The organism is Streptomyces sp. NPDC054783 (assembly GCF_053611725.1).
Window position 1 is genome coordinate 1 of record NZ_JBSHAY010000057.1, and the last position, 18566, is coordinate 18566.

The following is an 18566-nucleotide window of genomic DNA, read 5'->3' on the forward strand; positions in this document are numbered from 1 at the left end:
GCCGACGCTCGGCGGGCCGCCAGGCTGGGGGCTGCTCAGAACAGGAGGCCGCCGGTGTACGGGGCCTGCTGCGACTCGTCGACCGCCGCGGTGTCGCAGGCAGCGTAGTGCGAGTTCGGCGCGGCGACACCGGCGCCACCGAGGACGCCGACGGAACCGTTGGACCACGGCGCGATGCAGCGGCCGTCGATGAGCGAGCCGTTGGAGACGAGAAGGCCCTGCTGAGGGGAGTTCACGACGACCGGAGACTCCGAGAAACCGTTTCCGCCGGTGACGTTGGTGTTGTTGTCGTCGGCCGCAGCGGCGCCACCGGCCGCCAGGACGAGGCCCGCTGCCAGGACGGACAGGGCCGTAACCTTCTTACGCATAGATGCGCCTTTCGGATGGGAGGGGGCAGGTCGGGCGGGAACGTCTGCCGACGTCCCCGCCCTGCTCCGGGATGGTTCGGAGCGCAAAGGGGGCTCAGAAGAGCAGGCCGCCGGTGTACGGAGCCTTCTGCGACTCGTCGACCTTGGCCGTGTCGCACGCGGCGTAGTGCGAGTTCGGCACGATGGTCGCGGCGCCGCCGAGGACGCCGACGGCGCCGTCGGACCAGGGCGCGACGCAGCGCAGGTCGGCGAGCGTGCCGTTGGACACGACGGCGCCCTGCTGCGGGGCGTTCACGACAACCGGGGACGACGAGAAGCCGTTGCCGCCGGTGACTGTCGTGCAGTTGTCGGCTGCGGCAGTGCCGGCGGCCGCGAGGACGACGCCCGCGGCGAGGGCGGAGATGGCCGTAACCTTGTTACGCATGGAGTGTCCTTTCCGGACTGCGAGGGGGTTCACCTGCTCGGAATGACTCGAAGCAGGGGTCAGAAGAGCAGGCCGCCCTGGTAACCGGCCTTCTGCGACTCGTCGACCGGCGCGGTGTCGCAGGTGGCGTAGTGCGAGTTCGGCGCGATGGTCGCGGCGCCGCCGATGGCGGCGCCGACGGCGCCGTTGGACCACGGCGCGATGCAGCGGCCGTCGATGAGCGCGCCGTTGACGACAACCACCCCCTGCTGAGGGGCGTTCACGACGACCGGGGACTCCGAAAAGCCGTCACCACCAGTGACGTTGGTCGTGTTCGAGTGGGCGGAGGCAACGCCAGCGCTGCCGCAGAGCGCGCTAAGGGCGAGTGCAGTGACGACCGCGAACTTCCTGGTCAACTCGGTTCCTTCCTGGATTCACGGTAAGCCGCGCTTACATAGCAAGAAACCGAAACATGTGGCGAAAAGTCACGCGGACAAGGCCCATTCGCGCTGGATTCCACCGGATGGCTCAGCGACGCCGCGCACCGTTCACCCGGACGCACGCGCCGGAATTTCAACCGACGTGCGTCCGGCCCACTGGCAAGGAGGAGTCCAGTGGGCCGGACAGGCTTTTCGGCATTTCGCCCGCACGCAATCGAGCGCCGGGCGGATGTGGAGCTAAATGGTCCGACTGCGACCTCTGGGCCTGCGGCTTCGAGGCGCCGGACGGTGGCCGTACCACGCGGCCACCGGGCGATCCGTCCCGCGGCGCTGCGGCGTCGCCCGCGGATCGGGATCTCCGGCGGACCGGAACCGGATCAGAGTGTCGGAATTCCGGTCCCACCTCTGTGTCGCGAACAGAGGGGAGCACATGGCAGCGAAAGCACGGCGAACGGGAAGACTTCCGCCGCGCCGACTTCTGGCGGTTTCCGTATCACGCCTGGTTGAACAGGCTGCCGACACCGGCGCTGGTCGGCCCGTTCAGCGGGTGGACCTGCACGGCGCCGGTGCCGAGCGGATTCTTCACCGGAATTGCGGGCTTCTTGTTGCTGCTGCGGCCCATACCGTCCAGGTACACCCCGGAGACCTTGGCCGCCTTGTTCTTACCGGTGACGGTCGCCGACTGGCTCTCGTCGAACGCGCTGCCCTTGGTGAGATTCCCCTGCTTGGCCACGCGCATCACCGTGTCGGCGGCGGGCACGAGCGCCGGAGTCACCTCGGTCTGGGACATGAGGCCGAGCGGGCCGGTGTTTTCGTGGGCAGGTGCCTTGGTGACGGCCGAAGCCGCCACGGCGGAACCACCCACAAGACCCGCACCAATGGCCAACGCCGCAGTGGTGAAAACTGCCTTCTTCATGATTCACCTCACTTGAAGTTACCTCTGATCCGACAGACGCAGAACATAGCAGTCCGCAGCCAGCTCAAAGCGAGGCGCTACTCCATACGCATGAATACATAGGGAGTGAAGAAGCGCATTACCCGGTTCCCCCCGGAGGGATTCACATCTGTTCGGCGAAACGATTGATCGTATGGTGTTTCAAGCATGAGGCAATCGATATACCGGCCGAAAAGAAAATTATGACACCACGTCCTTGCGGGCGAATCCCCTGAACGCCAGGGCGAACAGCACCAGCGCGTACGTCAGGGAGATCGAGGCACCCTGGATCATGCCGGACCACTCCGGGTGCGGCTGGACGGCGTCGGCCCAGGCGAACTGCCAGTGCGCGGGCAGGAAGTCGCGCCAGTGGCCGAGCGCGGTGACGGCGTCCAGGACGTTGCCGACGATGGTCAGGCCGACCGCGCCGCCGACCGCGCCGAGCGGGGCGTCCGTCTTCGTCGACAGCCAGAACGCGAGCCCTGCGGTGACCAGTTGGGACACGAAGACGTACGCCACGGTCAGCGCGAGGCGCTGCGTCGCCGTGCCGGTGTCGAGCGCGCCGCCCGTCGGTATCTGCAGCGGGCCCCAGCCGTAGGCCGCCGTACCGACCGCGAGGGCGACCACCGGGAGCAGGATCATCGCGGCGAGGCTCAGCCCGAGCGCCACGGCCAGCTTGGACCACAGCAGCCGGGCGCGGGGCACGGGTGCGGCGAGCAGATAGCGCAGGGAGGACCAGCTCGCCTCCGAGGCGACCGTGTCCCCGCAGAACAGGGCGACCGGGATCACCAGCAGGAAGCCAGCCGAGACGAACAGGTTCACCGCGGCGAAGTTGGCGCCCGAGGCGGTGGCCGTGTCCATCAGGGTGATCCGGCCGTCGCGGCTCGACGGGTCGCCGCCGATCGCGAAGGCGATCAGCAGCACGAACGGCAGCAGGGCGAGGACGGCGCCCATGACCAGGGTGCGGCGCCGCTTGAGCTGACGGACCAGCTCCACCCGCAGGGGCAGGGTGTGCCGCGTCGAAAAGCCGGAGGCGACCTCGGTGAGCGTGCTCATGCGGAACCTCCGATCAGGGTGAGGAAGGCGTCTTCCAGGCGGCGGTGCGGGCCGACCGAGGCGACCGGCACCTCCAGCCGCACCAGCTCCGCGACCAGTCGCTCGGCCGTGCCGCCGGGGTTCAGCCGGATCAGCAGCCCGTCGTCGGTGCGCACGGCGGAGGCGACGCCGGCCAGCGCGGTCACCTTCTCCACGACCGGCTCCTCCACGGGTCTGGCGGTGCCCACGAGCAGTGTGTCGCCGGATCCGACGATCTCGCCGACGGGACCGGCCTGGACGAGCCGGCCGCGGTCCATCACCACCAGGTGGGTGCAGGACTGCTCGACCTCGGCGAGGAGATGGCTGGAGACGATCACCGTGCGGCCGCCGGCCGCGTAGCGGATCATCACCTCGCGCATCTCGCGTATCTGGGGCGGGTCGAGGCCGTTGGTGGGCTCGTCGAGGATGAGCAGGTCGGGCAGGCCGAGCATGGCCTGGGCGATGGCGAGGCGCTGGCGCATGCCCTGCGAGTAGGTGCGCACCGCGCGGGCGAGCGCGTCGCCGAGCCCGGCGATCTCCAACGCCTCGTCCAGGTGGGCGTCCTCCGGCGGGCGGCCGGTGGCCCGCCAGTACAGCTCCAGGTTCTCCCGGCCGGACAGGTGCGGCAGGAAGCCCGCGCCCTCCACGAAGGCGCCGACCCTCGACAGCACGGGTGCGCCGGGCCGGATCGCGTGGCCGAAGACGCGGATCTCGCCGTCGTCGGGGCTGATGAGGCCCATGAGCATGCGCAGGGTGGTGGTCTTTCCCGCGCCGTTGGGTCCGAGGAGGCCGAGCACCTGGCCCTTCTCCACCCGGAAGGACAGCTCGCGCACCGCGTACCGGTCGGCGGATCTGGCGTACCGCTTGCTCAAGTCCTTGATGACGAGCGGGACTTCGGCCAGCTCGGGATCGGGGGCGGGGGTGGCCGTACGGCGGCGGGCGGTGAGCAGCAGGGCGAGCGCCACCGCCGCGCCGGCCGCCGGCAGCCACCAGACCCAGGCGGGCAGGGGTGCCGCGGCGGTGGTGACGGCGGGGGCCGTCGGCACGCTCAACTCTCCCTTGAGGGAGACGGTGTAGGTGGCCGGAGCGACCGGGGAGGCGTAGCCGAGGTCGGTGGAGGCGACGACAAGACGGAGCCGGTGGCCCTTCTGCACCTCGTGGTCGATGGCCGGGAGGGTGACCGTGACGTCCTTGCCGGACTTGGCGCCCGTGACCCGGAAAGGGGTGACGAGCTGGGAGGGCAGCACCTGCTGGGTGCCGTCGGGGCCGACGTCGTAGACCTTGCCGAAGAGGACTGCGTCGTCGCTGGTCGAGGTGATGTGGACGGTCGCGGTCGGGGTGCCGGTGATCTGCAGGTCGCGGGTGAGCCGCGCGGAGTCGAACGTCGCGTACTGGCCGGGGAAGTCGAGGGAGACGCCGAGGCCGAGCGAGGACAGCTGGGTGAGGCCGCCGAAGCCGCCGAGGCCGGGCAGGGCGGAGACGCCGGGCGGGCTGGCACCGGCCGGGTTGGCGACCTGCTGCCCGGTGCCGCCGGTCAGGGCGATGCGGCGCGGGTGGTCGCGCAGGCCGGGGTAGGCGCCGGCGGTCGCGCCGCGCAGCTGGGCGGTGCCGTCGGTGGAGTTCACGCCGCCGGTGCGGGTGATGCGGAAGGCCGGGCCGGTGCCGGGCGAGGCGTCGCCCTTCAGATAGCGGTCGAACCACGCACGTACGCGTGCCTGGACCCGGCCGGTCTCCATGTCGCCGCCGTCGTGGCCGCCCGCGATCCAGTCGACGGCGACGGGGGCGCCGTTCGCCCGGATCGCCCTCTCGGCGGCGTCGGACTGGCCGAGGGTGAACAGGGAGTCCGTCTGGCCCTGCACCAGCAGGGCGGGCACCCGGATGCGGGCGCCGACGGCCGACGGCGAGCGCTCCTCCAGCAGTTTGCGAGCGGCCGCGTCCGGGGTGCCGGACTCGGCGACCCTGTCGTACATCCGGCACAGCGCGGGCTCGAAACGGGCGCAGCCGCCACCGGTGTTGAAGAAGACGCCGGCCCACAGTTTCTTGAACACGCCGTTCGGGAACAGGGCGTCCGCGAGGTTCCAGTAGGTGATGGCCGGGGCGATGGCGTCCACCCGGTGGTCGTATCCGGCGGTGAGCAGGGAGATCGCGCCGCCGTAGGAGCCGCCGGCCATGCCCACGCGCGGGTCGCCGGGTTTGTCGAGCTGGACCTCGGGCCGTTTGGCCAGCCAGTCGATGAGCCGGGAGACGTCGGTGACCTCGCCCTCGGGGTCGTTGAGCCCGATCTTGCCGGTGGACTTCCCGAAGCCGCGCGCGGACCACGTCAGGACCGCGTACCCGTCCCCGGCGAGGTTCTCGGCCTGCTGGCGCATGTCGTCCTTGCTGCCGCCGAAGCCGTGCGCCAGCAGGACGGCGGGGTGCCGTCCGGAGGTGGCCGGAGTGAAGTACGACGTGTCCAGGCGGACGCCGTCGACGGCCACGACCTGGTCGGTCCTGTGCACCGGGGGTGTGTCACCGGATGCGGCGGCCGTCCACGTACCGGCACCGGCCAGCACCACGACGGCGGCCGCGGCGGCGAGCAGCCGACGCGGCCCCTTGAGCAGCCCCCGCACCGGGGGCACCCGAAGATCCATGCCCTCAACGGTACGGGCCGCCACCGACAACCGCTGAGGCCGCTGGGCTGAACCCCGGCCCCTCCCGCAGGAGTACATGGTCTGCCCGGCGTACACCAGCCGTGGTACGAAGGCGCATGGACATTCGCCGGGCCACCGCCGTCGCCGAAGTCGTCGCCGCCGGTCACCTGTTCGACAACCCGGCGCGTCCGGAGTGGGCGGAGCGTTTCCTCACCACCGCCGGGCACCATCTGCTGCTGGCGTACGCCGACGGCGGGCCGGTCGGCTTCGTCAGCGCAGTCGAGACGGTCCACCCCGACAAGGGCACCGAGATGTTCCTGTACGAGCTGGCGGTGGCGGAGCCGTACCGGCGCCGGGGCATCGGGCGGGCGCTGGTGCAGCGGCTGGCCGCCCTGGCCCGCGAGCGCGGCTGCTACGGCATGTGGGTCGGGGTGGACACCGGAAACGACGTCGCCCTTGCCGCCTATCGCAGCGCGGGCGGCAAGGACGACGCTTCGTGCAGGGTGATGACCTGGGAGTTCTGACTAGGCCTGCGCGCTCTCGGCGAGCGGCGTGGCCGGCGCGACCGGCGCGCCCTCGGCGAGCTGCTCCTCCTCGGCCGGCCGGATGTCCTCCGGGAGGGACACCACCCAGCGGGTCTCGCGGCGCGGGCGGAGATAGAAGGCCCAGTAGAGGGTGGCGACGGCGGTGATGCCGCCGGTCCACCACAGGTACGTCGGGTCCTGCTCGACCAGGACGTAGACGAGGACGGCGATCAGCAGGACCGGCATCGTCGGCCACAGCGGCATCCGCCACGCCTTCCTGGTGCCGTGCGCGCCGCGCCGGGACAGCAGCGAGGCGATCGCGACCAGCAGGTACAGGCCGGTGACGGCGACGCCGGTGACGCCGTAGAGGGTGTCCAGGTTGACGAAGCAGAGGAAGGCGCCGGGGATGCCGACGACGAGGGTGGCGACCCAGGGGGAGCCGAACCGGCCGAGCTTGGCGAGGGCGTTGTTGACCGGGGAGGGCCAGGCCTTGTCGCGGGCGGAGGCGAACAGGACGCGGGAGTTCTGGATGACCATGACGATGCCCGCGTTGATGATCGCTAGGGCGACGCACAGGCTGACGAAGGTGCCGACGGCCGAGTTGCTCCAGGCGATGACCATGCTGGAGATGTCGCCGCCGGTCAGCGTCTTGAGGTCACCGGCGCCGAGGGTGATCGCCACGACCGGCACCAGGATGACGACGCTGGAGATGGCGAGGGTCGCGAGGACGGTACGGGCGACGCTGCGGCGCGGGTTCTCCAGTTCCTCGGAGAGGTAGATGGCGGTGGAGAAGCCCTGGGTGGCGAAGAGGGCGATGGCGAGCCCGGAGAGGACCATCATGGCCGTGACCGGGGTGACGTGCGTGTGCTCACCGGCGACCTGCAGCGAGCTCACGAGGCTGCCGGCACCGCGGTGGGCGTGGGTGAAGCCGAGCAGGGCGACGACTCCGGCGGCGACGACCTCCAGGACCAGGAAGATGCCGGTGATCCAGGCGTTGGCGCGCAGGTCCAGCAGACCGGCGAGGGTCGCCGCGATCATCACGCCGGCGCCCGTCATGGACGGGTCGAGGTGGACGATGGGGGCGAGGTAGTCGGCGGTGCCCATGGCGATGACCGGGGGGACGATCATCACGACGAGCAGCGACATCACGAAGGCCAGCCAGCCGGCGAGCCGTCCGGCGAGGGTGGAGACGATCGCGTACTCGCCGCCCGCGCTGGGGACGAGGGTGCCCAGCTCCGAGTAGCAGAAGGCCACGGGGATACAGAGGAGCGCGCCGATGGCGAGGCAGAGCGCCGTCGCCGTGCCCAGGCTGGAGAACAGGTCGGGCACGATCACGAAGAGCGTGGAGGCGGGCGTGACGCACGAGAGGGTGAGCAGGGTGCCGCCGACGACGCCGATGGACCGCTTGAGTTTCTGAGGGCTGTCAGGAGCGGCTATGACGGCTGGGTCGACAGAGCGGAGCGTGTCGGTCATACGGCGGTTCCGATCGACTCGTGCGAGTGAGGGTGGGGGTCGGGAGCGCTATCGCCTCCGGCGGCTGGTCGTACATGCTCTGGTCCGCTCCCGGCGGCTGAATGGAACCCCGACGAAAACCGCCGCGTCAATGGGTGTTCACCTACGAAATCCGCAGCAAAGAAGCGGCCAATCGCCGATTCTCGTATCAACGGTCCCTATGGGCGGGCCCTTGCGGCCGTACGAGAATCGCAGCGTCCCCGCACAAAAAAACAGGGCCGTCCGTATAGCGGACGGCCCTGTCAGACCCTCTCAGTCCCTGTCGGTCGCTCAGTGGTTGCGCGGGAAGCCCAGGTCCACGCCCGCCGGGGCGTCGGCCGGGTCGGGCCAGCGCGTGGTGACGACCTTGCCGCGGGTGTAGAAGTGCGTGCCGTCGTTGCCGTAGATGTGGTGGTCGCCGAAGAGCGAGTCCTTCCAGCCGCCGAAGGAGTGGTAGCCCACCGGCACCGGGATCGGCACGTTCACGCCGACCATGCCGGCCTCGATCTCCAGCTGGAAGCGGCGGGCCGCGCCGCCGTCCCGCGTGAAGATCGCGGTGCCGTTGCCGAACGGCGAGGCGTTGATGAGCGCCACGCCGTCCTCGTAGGTGTCCACGCGCAGCACGCACAGCACCGGGCCGAAGATCTCGTCCTGGTAGGCCTTGGCGCTGGTCGGCACCTTGTCCAGCAGCGAGATGCCGATCCAGTGGCCGTCCTCGAAGCCCTCGACTGTGTAGCCGGTGCCGTCCAGGACCACCTCGGCGCCCTCGCCGGCGGCACCCGACACATAGGACGCGACCTTGTCGCGGTGGGCCGCGGTGATCAGCGGGCCCATCTCGGACGTCGGGTCGTTGCCCGGACCGATCTTGATCTTCTCGGCGCGCTCGCGGATCTTCTCCACCAGCGTGTCGCCGATCGCGCCCACGGCCACGACCGCCGAGATGGCCATGCAGCGCTCGCCCGCCGAGCCGTAGGCCGCCGAGACCGCCGCGTCGGCCGCCGCGTCCAGGTCGGCGTCCGGCAGGACCAGCATGTGGTTCTTGGCGCCGCCCAGGGCCTGCACCCGCTTGCCGTTGGCGGAGGCCGTGGTGTGGATGTAGCGGGCGATCGGGGTGGAGCCGACGAACGACACCGCCTTGACGTCGGGGTGCTCCAGCAGGCGGTCCACGGCCACCTTGTCGCCGTGGACGACGTTGAAGACGCCGTCCGGCAGACCCGCCTCGGACAGCAGCTCGGCGATCCGGACGGAGGCAGACGGGTCCTTCTCGCTCGGCTTCAGCACGAACGTGTTGCCGCACGCGATGGCGATGGGGAACATCCACATCGGGACCATCGCCGGGAAGTTGAACGGCGTGATGCCGGCGACGACACCGAGCGGCTGGCGGATCGCGGCCACGTCGACCCGGCTGGCGACCTGCGTGGACAGCTCGCCCTTCAGCTGGACGTTGATGCCACAGGCCAGGTCCACGATCTCCAGACCGCGCGCGACCTCGCCGAGCGCGTCGGAGTGCACCTTGCCGTGCTCGGCGGTGATCAGCTCGGCGATCTCGTCGCGGTGGGCGTCGAGCAGCGCACGGAACCGGAAGAGGATGGTGGTCCGCTGGGCCAGCGAGGACTGGCCCCAGCTCAGATAGGCGTCCTTCGCCACGGCGACCGCGGCGTCGACCTCGTCGACCGACGCGAACGCGACCTTCGTGGTGACCGCGCCGGTCGCCGGGTCGGTGACCGGCCCGTACGTGCCCGACGCGCCTTCGACGGTCTTCCCGCCGATCCAGTGGTTGACGATCTTCGTCATGCCCAGAGACTCCTTATTACAGATGGCGGCGTCGGGTCGAGACGTGCCGTTCGTACAGCTCTCGTGCCTTGACCGCCGACGGTCGGGTCGCGGTCTCGGCCACAGGAACATCCCACCAGGCCTGCGCCGGAGGCGCGCCCGACACAGTGTCGGACGTTTCGGTCTCCACGTAGACACATGTGGGAGTGTCGGCGGCGCGCGCCTCGGCGAGCGCAGCCCGCAGCTCCCGTACGGTCTTCGCGCGCAGCACCCGCATACCCAGGCTGGCCGCGTTGGCGGCGAGGTCGACCGGCAGCGGGGCGCCCGTGAACGTCCCGTCCCCGGCCTGGAACCGGTAGGCGGTGCCGAACCGCTCGCCGCCCACCGACTCCGAGAGCCCGCCGATGGAGGCGTACCCGTGGTTCTGCACCAGCAGGATCTTGATCGCCACGCCCTCCTGCACGGCCGTCACGATCTCCGTCGGCATCATCAGATACGTGCCGTCGCCGACCAGTGCCCACACGTTCCGCTCCGGCGCGGCCAGCTTCACGCCGAGCGCGGCCGGGATCTCGTAGCCCATGCAGGAGTAGCCGTACTCCAGGTGGTACTGGTCGTACGACCGCGCCCGCCACAGCTTGTGCAGATCGCCCGGGAGCGAACCGGCCGCGTTGATGATGACGTCCGACTCGTCCACCAGGGCGTCCAGGGCGCCGATGACCTGCGGCTGGGTCGGCCGTACGTCGGGTTCCTCGGCCTCGAAGCAGGCGTCGACGCGCTGCTCCCAGCGCTCCTTGTCCTCGGTGTACTCGGCGACGTACGACTCCGCGACCTCGTGCCCGTGCATCACCAGCGCCTCGGTCAGCTCGCCCAGGCCGCTGCGGGCGTCGGCGACCAGCGGGAGTCCGGACAGCTTGTGGCCGTCGTACGGCGCGACGTTGAGGTTGAGGAAGCGGACGTCCGGGTTCTCGAAGAGGGTGCCGGAGGCGGTGGTGAAGTCGGTGTAGCGGGTGCCGACGCCGATCACCAGGTCGGCGGTGCGGGCCAGCTCGTCGGCGGTCGCGGTGCCGGTGTGGCCGACCCCGCCGACGTCCTGCGGGTGGTCGTGGCGCAGGGAGCCCTTGCCCGCCTGGGTGGAGGCGACCGGGATGCGGGTGGCCGCCGCGAACTCGGCGAGGGCCTGCTCGGCGCGGCTGTGGTGGACCCCGCCGCCCGCGATGACCAGCGGCCGGCGTGCCTCGCGGATCGCCCGGACCGCCTCGGCCAGCTCGGTCGGGTCCGCGCCCGGCCGGCGTACCGTCCACACGCGCTCGGCGAAGAACTCCTCCGGCCAGTCGAAGGCCTCCGCCTGCACGTCCTGCGGCAGGGCGAGGGTGACCGCGCCGGTCTCCACCGGGTCGGTGAGGACCCGCATGGCCTGCAGGGCGCTCGGGATCAGGGCTTCCGGGCGGGTGATGCGGTCGAAGTACTTCGACACCGGGCGCAGGGTGTCGTTGACCGACACATCGCCCGCGTACGGCACCTCCAGCTGCTGCAGGACCGGGTCGGCGGGGCGGGTGGCGAAGACGTCGCCCGGCAGGAGCAGGACCGGCAGGTGGTTGACGGTGGCCAGGGCGGCGCCCGTGACCAGGTTGGTCGCGCCCGGGCCGATCGACGTCGTCACCGCGTGCGTGGACAGGCGGTTCGACTGGCGGGCGTAGCCGACCGCCGCGTGCACCATGGACTGCTCGTTGCGGCCCTGGTGGTACGGCATGACGTCGGCGTACTCGATCAGCGCCTGGCCGAGGCCCGCGACATTGCCGTGGCCGAAGATGCCCCAGGTGGCGCCGATCAGCCGCTGCCGCTCGCCGTCGCGTTCGGTGTATTGGGCGGCCAGGAAGCGGACCAGCGCCTGCGCGACGGTCAGCCGGGTCGTCGTCATCGGTACCCCTCTGCGCTTTCTATGTGGGCCGGGTGGAAGCAGATCCGCCACTCCCGGGTCTCGCCCGGGCCCGCCATGACGTTCAGGTAGTACATGTCGTGCCCGGGCTGGGCGATGGACGGGCCGTGCCAGCCGTCGGGGACGAGGACGGCGTCGCCGGAACGGACCTCGGCGAGGACGTCGGAGCCGCCCTCGCGCGAGGGGAACACGCGCTGGTAGCCGAGTCCGTTCGGGCCGTCGATCTCGAAGTAGTAGATCTCCTCCAGCTCGGACTCCTCGCCCGGCCGGTGCTCGTCGTGCTTGTGCGGCGGGTACGACGACCAGTTGCCGCCCGGCGTGATCACCTCCACGGCGATCAGCCGGTCGCAGTCGAAGGAGTCCGCGGAGGCGAAGTTGCGCACCCGGCGCGCGCAGTGTCCGCTGCCGCGCTCCTCGACGGGGACCTCCGGCGCGGGGCCGTAGCGGGCGGGGAGTCGTCGCTCGCACTTCGCTCCTGCCAGGGCGAAGCGGCCTCCCGCGCCGGAGGCGATCTGGACCCGGGAGTCGCGGGGCGCGTACGCGAAGTCGGAGACGTCCGCGAACACGCTTTCCCTACCCAGGAGTTGGAACTCGCCCTTCTCGGACGATGCGGTCTCGATTCGCACGGTACATCCGCCTTCCAGCGGAAGCACGATCCACTCGCTGTCCCCGGTGGTGAACGTATGGCTGCCGCCGGGCGCCAGCTCGACCACGCGCAGGCTGCTGTGTGTCCAGCCGGCCAACTTGGGGTCGATGTCGACGGCGTACTGGGCGTTCGCGGTGGCGCCCCTGGGCAGATGCAGATCGGTGCTGGTCATGCGGCCCTCACAGCAGTCCTACGGCGGTGTCCACGGCCGCGGCCACATCGCCGTCCGCCGGGTACAGCAGCGAGCGGCCGACCACCAGGCCGCGCACGGTGGGGAGTTGGAGCGCGCCGCGCCACTTCTCGTAGGCGGCGACCTGGTCCTCGGGCGAGTCGCCGATGTCACCGCCGAGCAGCACGGCCGGCAGGGTGGAGGTCTCCATGACCCGGGCCATGTCGTCGGGGTTCTGCGTGACCGGCACCTTCAGCCAGGTGTAGGCGGAGGAGCCGCCGAGGCCGGAGGCGATGGCGATGGACTTGGTGACCGCCTCGGCCGACAGGTCGTTGCCGACCTTCCCCTCGGGGGTGCGGCGGCTGATGAACGGCTCGACGAAGACGGGCAGCCGGCGCGCGGCCATGTCGTCGATGGCGCGGGCGGTGGACTCCAGGGTGGTCAGGGAGCCGGGGTCGTCGTAGTCGATGCGCAGCAGCAGTTTGCCCGCGTCGAAACCGAGCCGCTGGATGTCCTCGGGGCGGTGCCCGGTGAACCGGTCGTCCAGCTCGAAGCTGGCGCCCTGCAGTCCGCCGCGGTTCATGGAGCCCATGACCACCTTGTGGTCGAGGGCGCCGAGCAGGAGCAGGTCGTCCAGGATGTCGGCGGTGGCGAGGACGCCGTCCACGCCGGGCCGGGACAGTGCCAGACACAGCCGTTCCAGCAGGTCGGCGCGGTTGGCCATGGCGAGCTTGCGGTCGCCGACCCCGAGGGCACCCCGGGCGGGGTGGTCGGCGGCGACGATCATCAGCTTGCCGCTCTCGTTGAGCAACGGCCTGCGCACCCGGCGCACGGCGGCCTCTGCGATGGCCTCGGGGTGGTGGGTGCGGATACGGACGAGTTCGGCCACATCGACACGGGGCCTCCGTCCGGCGTCCCCGCCCTCGGTGTGCGTGCCCGTGACCCGGCCCGCCCTCACAGCACCGCTCCGGCGTCGAGCGCGGCGGCCACCTCGTCCGGGGTGGGCATCGCGGAGGAGCACTCCAGGCGGGAGGCGACGATGGCGCCGGCCGCGTTGGCGTGCCGCATGATCGTCTCCAGGTCCCAGCCGGCCAGCAGGCCGTGGCAGAGCGAGCCGCCGAAGGCGTCACCGGCGCCGAGGCCGTTGAGGACGTCGACGGGCAGGGGCGGCACCTCGGCGGAGTCGCCGGACGCGCTGACCGCCAGGACGCCCTTGGGGCCCTGCTTGACCACGGCGATCTCCACGCCCGCGTCGAGCAGCGCACGGGCGGCGGCATGCGGTTCACGCACTCCGGTCGCCACCTGCACCTCGTCCAGGTTGCCGACCGCGACCGTGGTGTGGCGCAGGGCTTCGGCGTAGAAGAGGCGGGCCGCGTCGGGGTCGGACCAGAACATGGGCCGCCAGTCGAGGTCGAACACCGTGGTGCCCGCCTTCGCCCGGTGGGCGAGGGCCGCGAGGGTCGCCGTACGGCTCGGCTCCTCGCTCAGGCCGGTGCCGGTGACCCAGAAGATACGGGCCTCTCGGATGGCGCCGAGGTCCAGGTCGTGGGCGTCGATCTCCAGATCGGGCGCCTTGGGCTGCCGGTAGAAGTAGAGCGGGAAGTCGTCCGGCGGGAAGACCTCGCAGAAGGTGACCGGGGTCGGGAGCCCGCGGACCGGGGTGACCCAGCGGTCGTCGACGCCGAAGCCGCGCAGCGCCTCGTGCAGATAGGCGCCGAACGGGTCGTCGCCCGTGCGGGTGATCACGGCGGTGCGTCGGCCCAGCCGGGCCGCGGCGACCGCGACGTTCGTCGCCGACCCGCCGAGGAACTTGCCGAAGGACGACACCTGGGCGAGCGGGACGCCGGTCTGCAGCGGGTAGAGGTCCACTCCGATCCGCCCCATGGTGATCAGGTCGTAGGCCATCGGCTTCCCTTCGTTATGACTCTCCCCGGCTTTCTAGTCCCGTACGGCGAACCCTGTCAATGTTTTGTCCAGACATTCGGACCAGCTCTTGACACCGCTTTCCGGGCGCCCGCACTCTGGCGCCCATGACGTCGCTGTCACCCTCCTCCTCACTGTCCCGTATCCGGATCGGATCGGCGCCCGACTCCTGGGGCGTGTGGTTCCCCGACGACCCCCGCCAGGTGCCCTGGCAGCGCTTCCTCGACGAGGTGGCCGGCTCCGGCTACGAGTGGATCGAACTCGGCCCCTACGGCTATCTCCCCGGCGACCCCGCCGTGCTCGCGGAGGAGACCGCGCGGCGCGGCCTGAAGGTGTCGGCCGGCACCGTCTTCACGGGCCTGCACCACGGCGAGTCCGTGTGGGACAAGACGTGGGCGCACGTGTCGGACATCGCGGCACTGACCCAGGCGATGGGCGCCCGGCATCTCGTCGTCATCCCGTCCTTCTGGCGGGACGACAAGACGGGCGAGGTGCTGGAGCCGGACACGCTGACCGCCGAGCAGTGGCGGAACCTGACCTCGCTGACCGAGCGGCTCGGGCGGGAGGTGCGGGAGCGGTACGGGCTGACGATCGTCGTCCATCCGCATGCCGACACCCACATCGACAGCGAGGAGAACGTCAGCCGCTTCCTCGACGGCACGGACTCCGACCTGGTGTCGCTGTGCCTGGACACCGGGCACTACGCGTACTGCGGCGGGGACAGCGTGCGGTTGATCGAGACGTACGGGGAACGGATCGGGTATCTGCACCTCAAGCAGGTGGATCCGGAGGTCCTCGCGGACGTACGGGCCAAGGGCACGCCGTTCGGGCCGGCGGTGGCCCAGGGCGTGATGTGCGAACCACCGCGTGGTGTACCGGAGTTGGGGCCCGTGCTGGAGGCCGCGCAGCGACTGGGCGGGGATCTGTTCGCGATCGTCGAGCAGGACATGTATCCGTGTGCGCCGGATGCGCCGTTGCCCATCGCCCGGCGGACTCGGGCGTTTCTTCGGTCCTGCGGGGTGTAGGAACGCCTGATCGCCAGGGGGTTGCGGTTGCCGCTCGTAGCATGGAGGGCGTGTCCTGGGAGACCGTGCCCGCCTGGCCCCATCCGGCGTTGCGGCCCGGTGTGATCAGTTATCGCGGTGTTCGGGTGCGCCTCGACCGGCCGCGCCGCCGGCTGGAGGCGCCGATCGGTGCGGCCACGTTGCTGCTGGGTTTCGAGCAGCCGGTGCGCATCTCCCGTGCCGGCCAGCCTCCGGTGTCGCTGGTGTCCGTGGTCAACGGGCTGACCACCACCCCCGCCCTCGGTGAGCACGGCGGCCGGCTGTCCGGCGTCGAGGTGCTGCTCGCTCCCTGGGCCGCGTTCACGTTGTTCGGTACACCTCAGTACGAGCTGGCCAACCGGTCGGTGGACGCGGAGGAGTTCCGTCTCGGTGAACTGGCCGGGGCGCTGGCCGCGTTGCCGGGCTGGCCCGAGCGGTTCGCGTTGCTCGACCGGGTGCTGCTGGAGCGGTTCCGTGCCGGAGTGCCCGTGTCCGAGCGGGTGGTGCACGCCTGGTCGCTGCTGCGGCGCCACGCCGGCGCGCTGCCGGTGCCCCGGCTGGCCGAGGAAGTGGGCTGGAGCGTGCGGCACCTGGAGAACCGCTTCCGGGAACAGATCGGTCTGTCCCCGAAGGCGGCGGCCCGGGTGCTGCGGCTGCAGCGGGCACGGCGGCTGCTGGCCGCCGGGCACGGGCAGGCGGAGACCGCGGCGGTGTGCGGCTACTACGACCAGGCGCACTTCAGCGGCGAGTTCAAGGCCATGACGGGCTGCACTCCCGGGGAGTTCCTGGCGGCCCGGCGGCTGCCGGCGGCGGGCGCCGTGACCGACCGGCTGGCGGGCGAGGCCACCAGCCTGCTGCTCACCCCCGGCCGCGGTGCGCTTTTTTCCAAGACCCGGGCGGGCAGGGCCCGGCACGCTGATCGCCCGGCCATCATGCGCCCCGCAGAAGCGGGGCTTCCGGCGGCCAGGGGGACTGATCCAGGGGGCACCCCTGGGTGAAGCGGCCGCCGGAGCGTCGGGGGGGAGACGGCGGGCCGGGTCTGACGCAGCAGACCCGGCCCGTCCTCTCGACCCGCTTCCGCCGGCCGTGGACGACCTGTTCCGCCACCCCCTGCTCGGCCCGGAATCAACGCGCCCACCGACGCCCCGGCGTACGCCTTTGCAGCGGCTGTGTCACAAACACCTCTTCCGTGTCACACATGTCGCGTGTACGCGGATTGTGCGTCACATCGTGTCGACAGGCACTGACCGCCGGTCACTCTGCGTCGTTCACCGAGCGCAGGCTTGTGATCGCCGGCGCAGCGCCCGGCTCCCCCGACGACCGCCCCCGGTCGCCGCTGTGGCGCGCACAGGGAGGTGCAACTCATGACCGACCAAAGGCTCTGGTCCTACAAGGAGATCGCGGCGCACATCAAAGTGCAGCCGGACACCGTACGGTCCTATCGCAAGCACGGGCTGCTGCCTCCGCCCGACCATGTGGAGAGCGGCAAGCCCTACTGGTACGCCGACACCGTCCGCGCCTGGGTGGCCTCCCGGCCGGGCAACCGCGGCCGTGCCTGACCCCCACCGCAAATCGGCTGTGCCTCACGGGACCTGTGAGGCACGGTCACCCCCATGAGCTTCTCCGTCAAACCCACCCTGACCGGCCGGAAGACCGTACTGCGGCCCTTCACCGAGGCCGATGCCGACGTCAGGTGGGAGATCATGGCCGACCCCGAGGTCCTCCGCTTCACCTACGAGCCGTCCGACGAACTCACCCTGGAGCGGGTGCGGTCCTGGTACGGCTCCCGGGGCACCGCGCCCGACCGTCTCGACCTGGCCGTCACGGACACGGGGACCGGCGAGCTCCTGGGCGAGGTCGTCCTGTACGAGTACGACCCGGCCGCCGGCAGCTGCACCTTCCGCACGCTCATCGGCCCCCGGGGTCGCGGCCGCGGGCTCGGCACCGGGGCGACCCGGCTGATCGTGGGCTACGGCTTCGAGCAACTCGGTCTGCACCGCGTCCAGTTGGAGGTGTACGGCCACAACGCCCGTGCCCGGCGGGTCTACGAGAAGGCCGGTTTCGTGGTCGAGGGCGTGCGGCGGGAGGTGCAGCGGCGCGACGGCGAGTGGGCCGACGAGGTGAACATGTCGATGCGGGACCGGGAGTGGGCCGCTCTCAGCCCCACGGCTCGATGACCGTGACCCCGGCCCCCGGTGCCGTACCCATCGCCGCGAGGGCCGCCGGTGCGGCGTCGAGTGTGAGGGTGGAGGTCACCAGGAGGTCGGGGCGCAGGGCGCCGGAGCGGACCAGACCGAGCATGCCGGCGTAGGTGTGGGCCGCCATGCCATGGCTGCCGAGAAGTTCGAGTTCCAGGGCGATGGCACGGGCCAGCGGGACGGGGGTGGTGCCGTCGGCCGAGGGCAGCAGGCCCACCTGGACATGCCGGCCCCGGCGGCGCAGGCCGTTCACGGACGCGGCGCAGGTGGCGGGCGAGCCGAGGGCGTCCAGGGAAAGATGGGCGCCGCCGTCGGTCAGCTCGCGGACGGCGGCGGCCGTGTCCGGCGTGCCGGTCGCGTCCAGGCACTGCGCGGCACCGAACTTCCGCGCCAGGTCGAGGGCCTGGGGGGATACGTCGACGGCGACCACGCGTGCTCCGGCCGCCGCCGCGATCATCACCGCCGACAGCCCGACCCCGCCGCAACCGTGCACCGCGACCCACTCCCCCGCCGCCACCCGGCCCTGCTGCACCACCGCGCGGAAGGCGGTGGCGAAACGGCAGCCGAGGGCGGCGGCGGTGGCGTACGCCATGTCGTCGGGGATCGCGACCAGGTTGACGTCGGCGTGGTCGAGGGCGACGTACTCGGCGAAGGAGCCCCAGTGGTGGAAGCCCGGCTGGGTCTGGCGTTCGCACACCTGCTGGTCGCCCGCCGCGCAGGCCGGGCAGGTGCCGCAGGCGCAGACGAACGGCACGGTGACCCGGTCGCCGGGCCGCCACGCGGTCACCCGGGAGCCCACCGACTCGACGACACCGGCGAGTTCGTGGCCGGGCACGTGCGGCAGCGTGATGTCGGGGTCGTGGCCCATCCAGCCGTGCCAGTCGCTTCGGCAGAGGCCGGTCGCCTCGACCCGCACGACGACGCCGTGCTCCACAGGCTCCGGGTCGGGTACGTCCCGCACCTCGGCCGGCTCGCCGTACCGCTCGAACACCACCGCTCGCATCCGCGCTCCTT

18 protein-coding genes are annotated in these 18566 nt (G+C 71.3%); 5 read left to right on the forward strand and 13 right to left on the reverse strand.

All coding sequences use genetic code 11. The annotated features are described in order from the left end of the window. Positions 1-35: 35 nt before the first annotated feature. From ACWGJ5_RS43905 to ACWGJ5_RS43930, 6 genes are all read right to left on the reverse strand, one after another. On the reverse strand, positions 36-368 hold the full coding sequence (locus ACWGJ5_RS43905; RefSeq protein ID WP_453315208.1) for a hypothetical protein: 333 nt from the start codon (positions 366-368) through the stop codon (positions 36-38). Between the two features lie 94 nt (positions 369-462). Next, positions 463-792: a hypothetical protein gene (locus ACWGJ5_RS43910; RefSeq protein ID WP_453315209.1), complete on the reverse strand. Its 330-nt coding sequence runs from the start codon at positions 790-792 to the stop codon at positions 463-465. Positions 793-851: 59 nt separating this feature from the next. Further along, positions 852-1187 carry a hypothetical protein gene (locus tag ACWGJ5_RS43915; protein ID WP_453315210.1) on the reverse strand — a complete coding sequence of 112 codons (336 nt, stop codon included), beginning with the start codon at positions 1185-1187 and terminating at the stop codon, positions 852-854. A 517-nt stretch (positions 1188-1704) separates the two neighbouring features. Then, positions 1705-2127 carry a hypothetical protein gene (locus ACWGJ5_RS43920; protein ID WP_453315211.1) on the reverse strand — a complete coding sequence of 141 codons (423 nt, stop codon included), beginning with the start codon at positions 2125-2127 and terminating at the stop codon, positions 1705-1707. 219 nt (positions 2128-2346) lie between these two features. Beyond that, entirely contained in the window at positions 2347-3201 is an 855-nt protein-coding gene (locus ACWGJ5_RS43925) for an ABC transporter permease (protein ID WP_453315212.1), read from the reverse strand. Then, positions 3198-5849 (reverse strand): alpha/beta fold hydrolase, encoded by a 2652-nt coding sequence (locus ACWGJ5_RS43930; RefSeq protein WP_453315213.1) that lies wholly within the window; start codon positions 5847-5849, stop codon positions 3198-3200. Before ACWGJ5_RS43930 ends, ACWGJ5_RS43925 begins: the two co-directional genes overlap by 4 nt. 116 nt (positions 5850-5965) lie before the next feature. Here ACWGJ5_RS43930 and ACWGJ5_RS43935 point away from each other — a divergent pair, with 116 nt between their 5' ends. After that, positions 5966-6373 (forward strand): GNAT family N-acetyltransferase, encoded by a 408-nt coding sequence (locus tag ACWGJ5_RS43935; protein WP_453315214.1) that lies wholly within the window; start codon positions 5966-5968, stop codon positions 6371-6373. On the opposite strand, the gene ACWGJ5_RS43940 is transcribed toward ACWGJ5_RS43935, so the two are convergent. The 6 genes from ACWGJ5_RS43940 to iolC all read right to left on the reverse strand — a co-directional run bounded on the left by ACWGJ5_RS43940 (position 6374) and on the right by iolC (position 14293). Beyond that, a complete protein-coding gene (locus ACWGJ5_RS43940; protein ID WP_453315215.1) occupies positions 6374-7846 on the reverse strand; it encodes an APC family permease in 1473 nt (490 codons plus the stop codon). A gap of 309 nt (positions 7847-8155) precedes the next feature. Next, entirely contained in the window at positions 8156-9658 is a 1503-nt protein-coding gene (mmsA, locus tag ACWGJ5_RS43945; protein WP_453315216.1) for a CoA-acylating methylmalonate-semialdehyde dehydrogenase, read from the reverse strand. Positions 9659-9674: 16 nt separating this feature from the next. Further along, positions 9675-11555: a 3D-(3,5/4)-trihydroxycyclohexane-1,2-dione acylhydrolase (decyclizing) gene (gene iolD / locus ACWGJ5_RS43950; RefSeq protein ID WP_453315217.1), complete on the reverse strand. Its 1881-nt coding sequence runs from the start codon at positions 11553-11555 to the stop codon at positions 9675-9677. Next, the gene (gene iolB / locus ACWGJ5_RS43955) at positions 11552-12391 is read right to left on the reverse strand and encodes a 5-deoxy-glucuronate isomerase (RefSeq protein ID WP_453315218.1); all 840 of its coding nucleotides are present in this window, start codon (positions 12389-12391) and stop codon (positions 11552-11554) included. The genes iolD and iolB overlap by 4 nt, the downstream gene beginning before the upstream one ends. Before the next feature lie 7 nt (positions 12392-12398). Beyond that, positions 12399-13277 carry a Cgl0159 family (beta/alpha)8-fold protein gene (locus ACWGJ5_RS43960; RefSeq protein ID WP_453315219.1) on the reverse strand — a complete coding sequence of 293 codons (879 nt, stop codon included), beginning with the start codon at positions 13275-13277 and terminating at the stop codon, positions 12399-12401. Positions 13278-13342: 65 nt separating this feature from the next. Continuing rightward, the gene (gene iolC / locus ACWGJ5_RS43965; protein ID WP_453315220.1) at positions 13343-14293 is read right to left on the reverse strand and encodes a 5-dehydro-2-deoxygluconokinase; all 951 of its coding nucleotides are present in this window, start codon (positions 14291-14293) and stop codon (positions 13343-13345) included. Between the two features lie 125 nt (positions 14294-14418). On the opposite strand from iolC, the gene ACWGJ5_RS43970 reads away from it, so the two are divergent. The 4 genes from ACWGJ5_RS43970 (at position 14419) to ACWGJ5_RS43985 (ending at position 17531) form a co-directional block, all read left to right on the forward strand. Continuing rightward, the gene (locus tag ACWGJ5_RS43970; protein WP_453315221.1) at positions 14419-15336 is read left to right on the forward strand and encodes a sugar phosphate isomerase/epimerase family protein; all 918 of its coding nucleotides are present in this window, start codon (positions 14419-14421) and stop codon (positions 15334-15336) included. 41 nt (positions 15337-15377) lie between these two features. Beyond that, positions 15378-16352, forward strand: a complete 975-nt coding sequence (locus ACWGJ5_RS43975) for a helix-turn-helix domain-containing protein (RefSeq protein ID WP_453315222.1) — start codon at positions 15378-15380, stop codon at positions 16350-16352. Positions 16353-16718: 366 nt separating this feature from the next. After that, positions 16719-16913, forward strand: a complete 195-nt coding sequence (locus tag ACWGJ5_RS43980) for a helix-turn-helix transcriptional regulator (RefSeq protein WP_228621751.1) — start codon at positions 16719-16721, stop codon at positions 16911-16913. A gap of 54 nt (positions 16914-16967) precedes the next feature. Continuing rightward, the gene (locus ACWGJ5_RS43985) at positions 16968-17531 is read left to right on the forward strand and encodes a GNAT family N-acetyltransferase (RefSeq protein ID WP_453315223.1); all 564 of its coding nucleotides are present in this window, start codon (positions 16968-16970) and stop codon (positions 17529-17531) included. On the opposite strand, the gene ACWGJ5_RS43990 is transcribed toward ACWGJ5_RS43985, so the two are convergent. Continuing rightward, on the reverse strand, positions 17512-18555 hold the full coding sequence (locus ACWGJ5_RS43990) for a zinc-dependent alcohol dehydrogenase family protein (RefSeq protein WP_453315224.1): 1044 nt from the start codon (positions 18553-18555) through the stop codon (positions 17512-17514). The genes ACWGJ5_RS43985 and ACWGJ5_RS43990 overlap by 20 nt on opposite strands. Positions 18556-18566: the final 11 nt, after the last annotated feature.

Bases quoted from the DNA above. Each gene is read 5' to 3' on its own strand.
- ACWGJ5_RS43905 (WP_453315208.1), bottom strand. From the start codon at position 368: ATGCGTAAGAAGGTTACGGCCCTGTCCGTCCTGGCAGCGGGCCTCGTC.
- ACWGJ5_RS43910 (WP_453315209.1), bottom strand. From the start codon at position 792: ATGCGTAACAAGGTTACGGCCATCTCCGCCCTCGCCGCGGGCGTCGTC.
- ACWGJ5_RS43920 (WP_453315211.1), bottom strand. From the start codon at position 2,127: ATGAAGAAGGCAGTTTTCACCACTGCGGCGTTGGCCATTGGTGCGGGT.
- ACWGJ5_RS43925 (WP_453315212.1), bottom strand. From the start codon at position 3,201: ATGAGCACGCTCACCGAGGTCGCCTCCGGCTTTTCGACGCGGCACACC.
- ACWGJ5_RS43930 (WP_453315213.1), bottom strand. From the start codon at position 5,849: ATGGATCTTCGGGTGCCCCCGGTGCGGGGGCTGCTCAAGGGGCCGCGT.
- ACWGJ5_RS43935 (WP_453315214.1), top strand. From the start codon at position 5,966: ATGGACATTCGCCGGGCCACCGCCGTCGCCGAAGTCGTCGCCGCCGGT.
- ACWGJ5_RS43940 (WP_453315215.1), bottom strand. From the start codon at position 7,846: ATGACCGACACGCTCCGCTCTGTCGACCCAGCCGTCATAGCCGCTCCT.
- mmsA (WP_453315216.1), bottom strand. From the start codon at position 9,658: ATGACGAAGATCGTCAACCACTGGATCGGCGGGAAGACCGTCGAAGGC.
- iolD (WP_453315217.1), bottom strand. From the start codon at position 11,555: ATGACGACGACCCGGCTGACCGTCGCGCAGGCGCTGGTCCGCTTCCTG.
- iolB (WP_453315218.1), bottom strand. From the start codon at position 12,391: ATGACCAGCACCGATCTGCATCTGCCCAGGGGCGCCACCGCGAACGCC.
- iolC (WP_453315220.1), bottom strand. From the start codon at position 14,293: ATGGCCTACGACCTGATCACCATGGGGCGGATCGGAGTGGACCTCTAC.
- ACWGJ5_RS43970 (WP_453315221.1), top strand. From the start codon at position 14,419: ATGACGTCGCTGTCACCCTCCTCCTCACTGTCCCGTATCCGGATCGGA.
- ACWGJ5_RS43975 (WP_453315222.1), top strand. From the start codon at position 15,378: ATGGAGGGCGTGTCCTGGGAGACCGTGCCCGCCTGGCCCCATCCGGCG.
- ACWGJ5_RS43980 (WP_228621751.1), top strand. From the start codon at position 16,719: ATGACCGACCAAAGGCTCTGGTCCTACAAGGAGATCGCGGCGCACATC.
- ACWGJ5_RS43985 (WP_453315223.1), top strand. From the start codon at position 16,968: ATGAGCTTCTCCGTCAAACCCACCCTGACCGGCCGGAAGACCGTACTG.
- ACWGJ5_RS43990 (WP_453315224.1), bottom strand. From the start codon at position 18,555: ATGCGAGCGGTGGTGTTCGAGCGGTACGGCGAGCCGGCCGAGGTGCGG.